This is a genomic window from Pseudomonas putida (assembly GCF_001941965.1).
GTDB lineage: Bacteria > Pseudomonadota > Gammaproteobacteria > Pseudomonadales > Pseudomonadaceae > Aquipseudomonas > Aquipseudomonas putida_L.
The window spans coordinates 109,160-119,819 of the sequence record NZ_MKZO01000015.1; the positions used below are offsets into that span (position 1 = coordinate 109,160).

11 protein-coding genes are annotated in these 10,660 nt (G+C 50.0%); 6 read left to right on the forward strand and 5 right to left on the reverse strand.

Features of this window, described 5'->3' with window-relative positions; translation table 11 throughout:
- Positions 1–748: 748 nt before the first annotated feature.
- Together PSEMO_RS10995 and PSEMO_RS11000 are read right to left on the reverse strand one after the other, a co-directional pair.
- Complete coding sequence (locus tag PSEMO_RS10995) at positions 749–1,474, reverse strand: hypothetical protein (protein WP_075803100.1); 726 nt, start codon at positions 1,472–1,474, stop codon at positions 749–751.
- Positions 1,475–1,540: 66 nt separating this feature from the next.
- Positions 1,541–2,815 carry a hypothetical protein gene (locus PSEMO_RS11000; protein ID WP_075803101.1) on the reverse strand — a complete coding sequence of 425 codons (1,275 nt, stop codon included), beginning with the start codon at positions 2,813–2,815 and terminating at the stop codon, positions 1,541–1,543.
- 500 nt (positions 2,816–3,315) lie between these two features.
- Here PSEMO_RS11000 and PSEMO_RS11005 point away from each other — a divergent pair, with 500 nt between their 5' ends.
- The 5 genes from PSEMO_RS11005 (at position 3,316) to PSEMO_RS11025 (ending at position 7,989) form a co-directional block, all read left to right on the forward strand.
- Positions 3,316–5,514, forward strand: coding sequence for a hypothetical protein (locus PSEMO_RS11005; protein WP_075803102.1), 2,199 nt, complete (start codon positions 3,316–3,318; stop codon positions 5,512–5,514).
- A gap of 105 nt (positions 5,515–5,619) precedes the next feature.
- Positions 5,620–5,952: a DUF4055 domain-containing protein gene (locus PSEMO_RS34250; RefSeq protein ID WP_075803103.1), complete on the forward strand. Its 333-nt coding sequence runs from the start codon at positions 5,620–5,622 to the stop codon at positions 5,950–5,952.
- Positions 5,953–6,186: a hypothetical protein gene (locus tag PSEMO_RS11015; protein WP_075803104.1), complete on the forward strand. Its 234-nt coding sequence runs from the start codon at positions 5,953–5,955 to the stop codon at positions 6,184–6,186.
- Between the two features lie 62 nt (positions 6,187–6,248).
- Positions 6,249–7,196 carry an STM4504/CBY_0614 family protein gene (locus PSEMO_RS11020; protein WP_075803105.1) on the forward strand — a complete coding sequence of 316 codons (948 nt, stop codon included), beginning with the start codon at positions 6,249–6,251 and terminating at the stop codon, positions 7,194–7,196.
- Positions 7,197–7,317: 121 nt separating this feature from the next.
- Positions 7,318–7,989 carry a hypothetical protein gene (locus PSEMO_RS11025; RefSeq protein WP_075803106.1) on the forward strand — a complete coding sequence of 224 codons (672 nt, stop codon included), beginning with the start codon at positions 7,318–7,320 and terminating at the stop codon, positions 7,987–7,989.
- Here the strand turns inward: PSEMO_RS11025 and PSEMO_RS11030 are convergent.
- The 3 genes from PSEMO_RS11030 to PSEMO_RS11040 form a co-directional block, all read right to left on the reverse strand.
- Positions 7,978–8,586, reverse strand: coding sequence for a hypothetical protein (locus PSEMO_RS11030; protein ID WP_075803107.1), 609 nt, complete (start codon positions 8,584–8,586; stop codon positions 7,978–7,980). The two genes, PSEMO_RS11025 and PSEMO_RS11030, sit on opposite strands and share 12 nt — an antisense overlap.
- A gap of 22 nt (positions 8,587–8,608) precedes the next feature.
- Complete coding sequence (locus PSEMO_RS11035; protein ID WP_075803108.1) at positions 8,609–9,199, reverse strand: hypothetical protein; 591 nt, start codon at positions 9,197–9,199, stop codon at positions 8,609–8,611.
- A 158-nt stretch (positions 9,200–9,357) separates the two neighbouring features.
- The gene (locus PSEMO_RS11040; RefSeq protein WP_075803109.1) at positions 9,358–9,864 is read right to left on the reverse strand and encodes a hypothetical protein; all 507 of its coding nucleotides are present in this window, start codon (positions 9,862–9,864) and stop codon (positions 9,358–9,360) included.
- A 420-nt stretch (positions 9,865–10,284) separates the two neighbouring features.
- Here PSEMO_RS11040 and PSEMO_RS32860 point away from each other — a divergent pair.
- Positions 10,285–10,660, forward strand: a 376-nt coding sequence (locus PSEMO_RS32860) for a histone-like nucleoid-structuring protein, MvaT/MvaU family (protein ID WP_144443564.1), incomplete at its 3' end; no start/stop codon positions are given.

Genomic DNA, 10,660 nt, shown 5'->3' on the forward strand with positions numbered 1-10,660 from the left:
AGTGTCAGACAACCACCCCCCTGCAACCCCAGTAATTCCGGGTGTTGTCTGACACTGCCCCAACTTTCTCTCATTAAATTCTCTGACGAATGGTAACGAAATTGACAAATTGGCAACATAAAAAATCCCCAGCCAGGAGAGAGAGGCCCGGCTAGGGCTGGTGCAGCACGCAACAATAGAGGCGTAGACAGAAAGAGAGAGGAACTACCTACATCTTTATATTACCACTGCCGCAATGCTGTATGTGGGGGCAAATCAAAATCTGTTGGGTTTTTTGAGTGAAAAGTTTGGTGGTCTTGCGCGCAAGCTAACCAGCATTAAAACCATGGCAACCACTTTCTGTGTATTCTGTAGTCATGGCCTTCAATTGCTCCTGGGTAACTATGTTTTTCTCTGTCAAATCGGCGGGATAGAGACCGTTGTTCATATCGTCATTGAGCTCTGTCAATGCATCCCATGATGCTAGCAAATCTCTCTTGGAATAGTGGGTCGCCGTAACGAGTGATTTGACTCTCAAAATTGAACAGGGCTGGTTCAAAGACTTTGAGATCATAGTTAATCGGGAATTCATGTGCTCGGTGCATCAGTAGTTCATTAGGTGTCGAAATATTCTGCTTGGTTGTTTTTGTTATATGAGTATTGTCTCGGGGCTTATTTTTGAAAGCAATAGAGTGATCTGCTGTATAGCTGAAAGTAGTTGGGTTCCAAATCGGGAGGGCGTAAAAAAGCCCCTGGGTAGGGGCTGGTTTCAAATTTCGTCGGCGCCGTGTTCTGTCTCGTGCTGTTGTTTCCTTGCAAGATAACGCTTATGCATTATGGTCTCTCCTTGGTTTTCAAGCCATTCAACAAAGGCAGAAAGCTGAGCCAGGGCATGTAGGAATTTTTCAGTGTCAATGTGGATGTGAGGCCTCATTAGCCAGTTACGACCTTGCTCGCCCAGTTCCTCTGATAACTCCTTTTCACGATCGCTAATAAAGAATGGGCTTGGCATCTTTGCTAGATCTTCATCGGTGTACCGGTAGGTATCGAATATCAGGGAGTCAGGGTGTTGAATGCTATTCCTCGCGAGTACCAGCTCAACGATGAGATCGAAATTGAATGGCCCTGTGCTGAAGCTATAAGAGCCATGAGCTTCGTAAAAGGCGCGGTATCCGTTGGGCCAGCCCTTGTTTTTGAAGGTTGATTTCAGTGATGGCCCAGGCGGTGTCCCTAAGAGTCTGTGCCACTCAGTCAGGTACAGGTGCAGTGCTGCAGAGAGCATGGATAAGCATGAGCTCCCGAGGACTTGAATTGAGGCATCAGCCTCCAACCACTCACTGATGAAGGGTGGCTCTCCGTCTTCGCTGTACGGAGGAATGAATGGGTCTTCTTCGTTCTCGATCTTCCGCTTGCGCTCATCGAAGGGCGCAGATCCATTGAGGTACAGCTGCTTAATAAAGGCCAGGCGTTGTTCGAAGAAGAAGCGAATATCCATTTCCAAGGTCTCGTGAGATGGGGCCAGCACATGATGGCACTTCAGGCTGGCTGACCATATCACGACTCACGGCTGGGTAAAGAACGTCCCAATCTCGTTTTGATCAGGGAAGCCTCCAGTCCCTGCCTTGAGCTTGATACGGGCGTGGACGATCACGCCTTTTGCTTTCAAAGCGTCGGCAAAGCTAATGCTTGGGAGCTTGGCAGCGGTCTTGAGTTTTTCGAGCATCTCATTCGAGATTTTGATTGCCGTGGGGTGGTTGCCCTCGCTGTAGAAGCGGTGCCAGACGTACCTGCCGGCGTGCTCTCCGCTCACAATTTCAAATTCGGCAAGGGCTGTTTCGCCGCCTGCCTTGGTTTTGCCGGGCTTAAAGTCTTTCAAGCGGATCATGGCTTCGTGAGTCGGCATTGGCTCTTTGCTTTGGGCCTTGCGGTTCACGATCGTGGTGCCGATTACTTTGGTCTTGCGGCGCAGCCAGTTTAGATGAGACCTGACCCAAGAGCGGCATGCGCGGAGGGCTGCAGCGTCTTTGGTTTCGCCTGGGCGCGGTTTGTGGCGAGCGTACTGCGGGTCGCGGAAGTATTCGCTGCCAGGGTTCATTTCGCTGTCTGCTGCGAAGATTTTCTGAACGATTTGATCTTCGTTGAACGATCGGAACATGCCACCGAGACGTCGGTTGAGCTCGAAGCTTCGGCCAGCTGCGCCGACTGCTGTGCCAGGGGGGCGAGGTTTGCCGGGCGTGGATGATTCGATGTCCAGACCATAGCTGCTCTGAGTGAGCTTGAGATCCAGGGCGCACAGGGGTCTGCCAGGGTTATACAAGCTCATGGCCGCGTTTCTGCGATCAGGGTGTGACATGAAGGTGAAGTAGCAGCGGGATACTTCTTGCCAGCACCGATCCAAGACTTTAATCAAACGTCCGTCAAAAAAACCGTCAAGGCATTCGATCACCGCAGCTGCTACTGCCGGCAATGCCTCTGGTTGAATTGGGATGTCTAAAGGCATTACGACACGGAAGCGCGGGCACTCGGCAGTGTTGCTGTGAGATGTATATATGCAGTGCTCAAAATTCATATCTAGCAAAGCATCTTCCATCTCTTCTAGAGTGATAATTTCGTCGCCTGGCTTTTGGTCGACGTCCAGCACGATCATCGATAGCTCCATGGCGTGTTCAATCAATCGTTCAGGGTGTCTGAAGATAGAGGGGGTAAAAGTGCGACCGCTTTTCTCTTCGACAACGCTCTCTGCTTGCAGTACGTTTTCGTAGAATTCCTTAAAACTCGCTGCATGGCAGTTCTTCACTTGTCGCGTGGCTGCTGAATATTGAATGCCGAATCTCATTGTTGACCTCTCTTCTTGTTGTCGTGCTCTCTTGCACGTTTATAGTGTTGGCGATAAGCAAAAGGCCACGCAACACCCATTTCCCTTGGCGATTTTGGAAGTCGAGGTATACAAAAGGAAATCTACCTCCGTTTTCCTTAACCAAGCAAAGCCGGCTCACTCTCACCGGCAACCCCTCGTTTCTCTTTATAAAAGGAACAGAGGGGTTGAGGGTGCAGATGGTTGGTGACGAGGTATACAAACCTGAGCCAGGAGGCAGGTCAAGTCTTCTGGTTAAGAAAAACTGAAATCACAACGCTGCGTTACGCTTCACTCTCGAACTGCATTTCAGCACAAGCGAAATCAACCGAGCGTTACCTGCATACCCCTCGATCAACCGAGCGTTACTTTCATACCTCAATATGTCCAGGTGCCAACCCATAAACGTGTTGCGCAGGGCTTTGCTCATGGGTAACACTATAAATGTGCAGCTAGCACACAATGCAAAAGAGAAGATAATCATGTCGTACGAATCGATCATCCTCGGCGTCCAATCAAACAAGTACCTCATTGGGCATTCAGAGATGATTGATGGCTTCAGGTCTGTGCCTGCCATTGACTGCCTGAAAACGGCTCATTACTTCAAGTCCGAATACCCGAGAGCTAAGAGATACATCAATGTTCAGCCAGATTTCCTGAAGGCCGTTAAAGCTGCGATGAGCACAGCGTCTGGCCTGTACGACTCTGAAAAGCAGATGGTAATTGCTGACAATGTATACGACATCGACAAGTCATCTCTAGTTCGACTCGTTATGAGCGGGCCAGGCGATATCGAAGCCAAGATTAACTTCTCCACAGAGGTCTTGGGGACAGAAGTTATTGCTGGAATGGACTTTGATGAAGCGCTCGACTCTTTCGATACCGATGATTTGCTCACAGAAATGCAAAGACGCGATCTGTTGGAGTCGTCTGTCAAAATCAATACAGCGAGATTTGATCAGAACGTTGGCTCTTTTGAGCATCTGCTAACGTACAGAACGCTCAGCGCCGAAGACATCAGAGATACAATTTTCCGCGTACCTCGCCGAGCTCTGCTGCAATGCCACACTGGCTTTGGCAAAACTTCTATTGTTCTCAGGCATCACATTGAAGAGTTCCTGGCTCAGGGCAAGCGCGTCCTGTTTATCTCTCCTTTGCGTTCGATCATCAAAGCTTTTGATGTACCTGGCCTTATCGACTACCAAGATGTGGAACCTGGGCAGATGAATGATGCATTCGGCCTGAAAGTCGTCGTGAACTCCCTCATCGCCCGCAAATTTGCTGATTTCATCGCCAAGGCAGACTTAGTGGTGATCGACGAAGCCAGTCAAGTTATCGAGCACGTAATGGGTGGCACTGTCCGCGACCGTGATCAAGTCTGGGCCACGCTCCAGGCAGTAGTGAAAAATGCAGAGAACGTCGTGTTCGCAGACGCAGATATCAACAAGTCCTGCTTCGACTTAATCAGTAATGGCAAAGGGCCTGTCGTCGTTTTCAAGGCAGATGCAGCTCACAGCGACATCGAAGTCGAAATCAGCTCAATCAACCAGGTGCGCAAGCAGGCCGTAGATAGTGCTCTGGTCGAGAACACATTGATCTGCTGTGACAACAAGCGCGATGCCACCGCCATGGCCCTGGAACTCGAACGCGCTGGCCGCCAAGTCATGCTGATCACATCGACAACTGGCGGTTACGCTGACCAGCAAGCGTTCATGAAAAAGCCCAACACCAATGCCTACGACGTCCTAATTTACTCGCCGGCAATGAAGTCCGCGATCAGTATCACATCAGGCCACTTCACTCGCCATTTCGGCCTATTCGAAGGCTCGATTAGTCCAAAGGGCGCGATCCAAATGCTCCGCCGTGATCGTCTGGCCAAGGCCTTTGTGGTGGGTGTCAGAAACCCACAGAACCGTACATCGGAGCTTGTCCAAGTCGAGTTCGATAATGGGCCTAAAACTGCTTTCGAAGAGCTGCGTCATCAGCACAGGAGGTCAGCAGCGTGGCTGAAGGACAACATCCAGCTCACCCTTGCCATTGAACTGCGCCGCCAAGGCTTCAGCGTCTCGAAGCAGATCGATAATGATGATCAAGCGAAGGAAGGTCTCAAAGAGCACAGCAAAGCCCGTCGCGCCCTGAAAATCGACATCGCAAAGGCAGTCCTGGAAGCGATTCCAATGACTAACATCAAAGCTGCCGAAGCCTTGGTCAGGGACGGCGCATCCAGCCACAATGAGTACTTCAGCGCGATAAGAGCCGAGGCCGAACTGCACTTGCGGAAAACCGACCTGTCCTTCGCTGACGCTGAATTTTGGAAAGAGGGTGAAGGCAAAGGGAAGCTCCGCAAATTCGAGGATCTATACAAGCCCCCTACGTCGAACCTGCATCGCGTCCTAGTGCGTGTATTCAAGGGCATGACTGAAACAAAATCATGGACGTCTGTTGACTCCGTTAAGGCTTATGACGATCTCAACAAACGTCGTGCTGAAGTGCTCTTGGCTGGATTCGAGATGCCCAAGCAATCGAAGTTCATCTCAGATCGCAGTAAGCAAGGCGCGATCACTGCCATCCTCAAGGCTCATGGTTTGAAAACAAAGCGGAAAGATGGAGGTGAGTCAGGGTATTACTACATCATCGATCCTAAGTCGCTTGAGCAGATGAAAGAGTACACAGGGCTTTAAGGGTTTATGTCTTCTCAGGATGCAATTTCTCACCCGCACGATCCCTGACCTGTACCGCGATGAAGATGAGCCCCACAGCGTGGCCAAGGGTGCTGATGACCACAGTTGGGATGCCCTGGCCTAGCGCCTGCCCGTGTCCCGATTCTGTTTGCGTCGGGGGGAGGGGAAGGCGTTGAAATCAAAATTGGCGTAGACAGTGCGATCGTTGCCAATGCCGGCATCGACCTGAATTTCGTTGAACATAGCGGGAATGCGATCAACGCGGGGTGTCAGAGCTTGCAGGATCTAGAGGGCATCATGGCCAGTTACGGTATCGAGATGCTGCAGAACACCGTAGTCGTTGAGACAGCCACCGGCAGGGCCCGCAACGCTGGAAACAACAATCAGATTGCGAGGATGGCCACCGCTACGGTATCGGCTATCGCGAAGGTTTTTTAGATGTTGGCCAGGTTCTCGCGTGTGTCGAATGCCCAGTTCGCGTGCGGCATCAACACTGAATACGGCATCAATGCGTCTACCGAAGAGCTCCAGGCACTGGCTACTGCACGTGCGAATGGTGGCCTGTCGCAGTTCGGATACCTCGCAGAACTGAAACGCCGGGGTACGCTGCGGAATGACTTCAATCAGGAAGACAACGCGGATCGGCTGGCCACTGAGTACGTCGCCGCTTGATGGTTTGATGTCAAATGGCCCACCGCCCGCTATGATGCCCATTCACAGCGCCGGGAGGGCCTATGCCAGTCATCGATTTGTATTCAAAACGTAGGAAGCGTGAGCTCGGTCTGGAGCCTGATGTCTATACCTACGATAGCTTCAGTGCCAACCTCCGAGCTCAAATATGCTATGTGATCGATGATGTGCTTGGCATTCAGGATCGAAACGAGCTAGAGCGAAATTACGGAAGCATTTGCGAAGTGCTGCGGCGGGAGTATGGGGTCTACAAGCTAGTGGCAGGTCTCCATGCTCGGGCTTCAGTAATGGATGAGCTTGGCCAGTTCATATCACTGGAACAGGATATTGACAGAGTCCTCGATGCCATTGAACTCTGCTTCGTAATCGCGGAGTCCTATAGAGATAAGTCTTATACGTATCGGTACCCTCAGGAAGACACTGGCGCCTACATTGATGAATGTGTTTCCGAGTTAAACACTCGATTCAAAGAGCATGGTAAGGGTTACGAAGTAAGTGATGGGAGAGTTCTTAGAATTGACTCCGAGCTACTTCATACAGAAGCAGTTAAGCCCGCCATAAGCTTCCTGAATCAGGCTGAGTACGCTGGCCCAAGGGACGAATTTTTCGGTGCATACGAGCATTATCGGCACGGTAACCTTAAAGAGGCCCTCAACGACGCGCTGAAGGCATTTGAAAGCACCATTAAGGTTGTGCTGGAGCTGCGAGGGTGGGAGTACGATAAGACCTCGCCAGCGAAAAGGCTTCTGGCTGTACTCCTGGCTCATAACTTCCTGCCGTCGTATCACCAGAACCACCTGAATGCTCTCTCAACCTTGTTGGAAAGCAGTGTTCCAACCATCAGGAATAAGGAGGGTGGGCACGGTCAAGGCTCGGAGGTCTCCGAAGTCGAGCCTGAGATTGCTGCATACGTTCTGCACATGACTGCCTCGGCTATCGTCATGTTGTGCAGCCTAGAGAAAAAGACCGCCCAAGCCGCACCTGGCGAGTGAAGCCTTCACTCGCGTGTACCCTGTGTGAGCCATCGCTCGGAAGAGAGGTAGGCCACACACCATGTTTTGATGTCAAAGGGCTTCCCTGTCGGTATGCTGCCGGATTTCAGGGAGGTGGTCAGTGAAAAAAGCGTTTGAGAAGTACGCTAAAGCGATGGAGTCAGATTGGAGCCAGGCATTCATTCGTCGCGTCATGTGGATTGACATGGAAGAGAGAATCAAGACGGTTTTCGCTGAGATCGAACATTCCGAATTGGCATCAAGGTATGGGAATCTTTACCTGCACGAAGGGCTCCACCTCAACGCCAAGAAGTTCTATGTCACCCAAAGGCTCAATCAGATCCAGGTTAGCTGCGGTATGAGGCTGCTAGGCCTAAATGGCGTTGATGTAGACGGGAACCAGCCGAAAAAGAAAATCAGAATGGAGAAAAATGCTGCTCTCTGGTTTTCTCAATCAGCATCCGGTGGTGTCACGGTTTTCGTAGCGCCGTACAAGTCGGAAGTGGTGAGTATGAATGAGGAGAATATAATAATTGGGCACTATAAAGATCCCTCTAAGCTTTCGGAAAAGAAGCTTAAAAAGTTGTTCTCAACATTCTTTCACTACCTTTCGATTACAAGTGCAATACACCATCAAACACCAATTGATTACATTTGGAGGCTGTGGTTGACCTTTCTGGACGTCAGAACCAAGAAGCTTGATAAAGTCTTCGGAGGTGCTAATGGCTTCACGATATTCTTAGGGGCTCTAGTCACAGTGCTAGCTTACTTTATCAAGTCCTCACAGTCCTAAATCCCCAGCAAGCTCAATTTCCGAAACCCAGGCCAGGTGCTCCCTGGTCTGATCAGCTCGGTAGATTTCAAAAAGACGTTTGGCTGCAAAATCACGGATATCAGGCTCGATGTCGTGATGCTTGAATCCGCTACCAATTGATGCCTTGTGAAAGAATGCCACCTCGTCGCCGGTGGTGGTGAGCTGAAAGAGGTACCGGTTGCCTGCAGCTGAGTATTTGAGCTCGCTCAGCGGCGCTGCTAGCTGGTCGTAAGGGAATGGCAGGTCTGATGGGTCAGCTTGGCTTGTGTTGCCGGCGTGTGTAGCGCGTACGATAAGTCCGAGGCTTGCGAGCTCGCAGATTGTACGAGATAGGCCGAGGTTTTGAACAAGGTTGTGGAAGAGACGAGCCAGGTGCTGGTTCTTTCGGAGCGTGGACATCGTGCCTGAGTATCTCGCTAGTCGCTTTGCAGACGAGATTGCGTCTTGCAGTCCGATATCACTCATATCAGCAGTGACCTGCTCGCGCCCCCAAGGGCCAATGTAGAAGATGTTGTACGAGCCATCATCTGCAACGATTACTTTTAGTTCTTCGCCTGCATCAATGATTTTTTGCATACAAGAGTCCTTCTTAGTCAAGTTACAGTCCGAGATCCGAGCCTAACCTACTGTCTCTGTACTTAAGCAAATGAGTCTTGGTCTTATCCGCTTCGTAAATCTTGCATAGCTGATTGATGCAGAATTCCGATAAGTATGGCTTCAGATCCCAGATTTTTGGTGGCTTTTCGAAATCGTATGAAAGGTCAAAATAAAATTCATAGTATTCATCGCCATCGAACATCTTGAATTTTGGGGCTAAATCGTCTTGATAAAAGACTACAGGACAAACTGAGTTGTCTAAAATCAGTGGCTCAGCATAGAGCTCGTATCCGTGCAGTCGTGCCAGTTTGGAGAGCTTGTCGAGTCCTGCAGAGAGAGACTTGCTTTCATCAAGAAATTCTCTGATTAGACCAAAGCATCTGATTGTTGAATCGTGATCCGACAGGGTCTGCTGGCCATACAGCTTGATATGTTCAATAGCTTCTTCTATATCTGAGTCGGCACCAGCGCAATAGTCTTGAAACAAGCCGAACTCATAGCGATGCCCCATGAAATACGAAAAATCACCATGCTCTCGAACAATGATAAGCATGAATTTCTCATCGATGTCGATAATTTCATCGCAAGCCATGCTCAGTGCTCCAATATCATTAGCGGTCTTCAATGATTATATTTTCTCATTGACCAGTTTGCCATTCAACCCTTAATGTGAAATTCATGGGGCTGTGAGGTATTTCTTTGGTTAAGAAAAGCTGCTTGTAAACAAAAAGCCCCCTGGCGGGGGCATGCTCATAGTCCGAGGTCGGCGCCGAATTTCGTATCTACAAAAATCTTGAGATGCTTCTTGCTATTGTCATTTATGTAGCAATTAGCTAAATCAGATTTGACTGAGCCCATTAGCCCAAGCATCGCCTCGTCCATCTCGTTGGGGTTTAAAGGTGCAAATGCCTCGGTCAGCTTGGCTTCGCAGGCAGCACTAGCCTCTTTTCCATGCTCAGACCTTATAAGTATTTTGAGGCAGAGCCATTCTAGTCCAATTGCTGCAAGAAGCTGGGTCTCCTTTATCCCATGTATTGTTACTTCATCTAAATTTGGGCGTGAACGTGCAGCGCTATCAAAAATTTGAGATTTCATGCTGCAGGCATTAGCAAGGTCGTCAGCTTCGGAATCCAGTAGCACTACTGACGCGAGTGCCTTATGGGCGGAATTTGCATTGTTGCACACTGAATCTATGAGGCTGTCGATCTCCACCATTCTGTCCAGGGTTAGCCCGCAAACGGTGCGTTCAATTCTCATGATCAGCATCCTCTGAGAAGCTTGGATTCTTCGATCTTTGCTTTTCGCTCGAAGAACAGCTCTCTGATATTGTTTCGAGTTGAGCGGCCAGGCACTACAAGCTCAAGGTACTGCTGGTCGTATTCGGGTAGAATCTCCTTAACGATGTATACGTCCTTCAGCTTGCCATTAACCATCCATTCTTATTTTGGGTCAGCTCTGAAGTCATCGTTAATCATGAATGAGTTGCGTAGGATTTTTGTAATCTCTCTTATTATTCTGGGTCAGCCCCATACCTAAAATGTACTGTACGCATATCCAGCACTGCAAGCCCTGGCAGAAAATATTCTCGGCTCGTACAACAACGGGACTACATAAAGCTGGCATTTTGACTTTGATGCCATTAGATTTCATGGCACTTACTAAAAAGGAGCATCACCCATGTCGAAAGCCGCTGAATACAGAGCCTTGGAGCGTCAGATCGCCGAGCAACTCCAAGCCTTGGAAGCCCTGAAAGGCAGCGAAGCCCTGCAGCAAGAGCTGGAATTTGAAGACAAACTGCGCAAGCTGCTCGGCGAGTACGGTATGTCTTTGCGCAACGTCATTGCCATTCTCGATCCAAAGGCTGCTGCGGGTGCTGGAGCTGCAATTAGCGGCAAGGTTGATGGGCGTAAGGGGCCGCGTGCGCCACAATGTCATCAACCTAAGCTGCAGCCCTGCCCAAGGCAAGCCCCCCGAAGCAGCCAGCCGCCATGGCCGTCGGGCGATGACCAGGCCTCTGCCGCTCAATCAGGCGGTCTAGCTGGGCTGGCGGTGA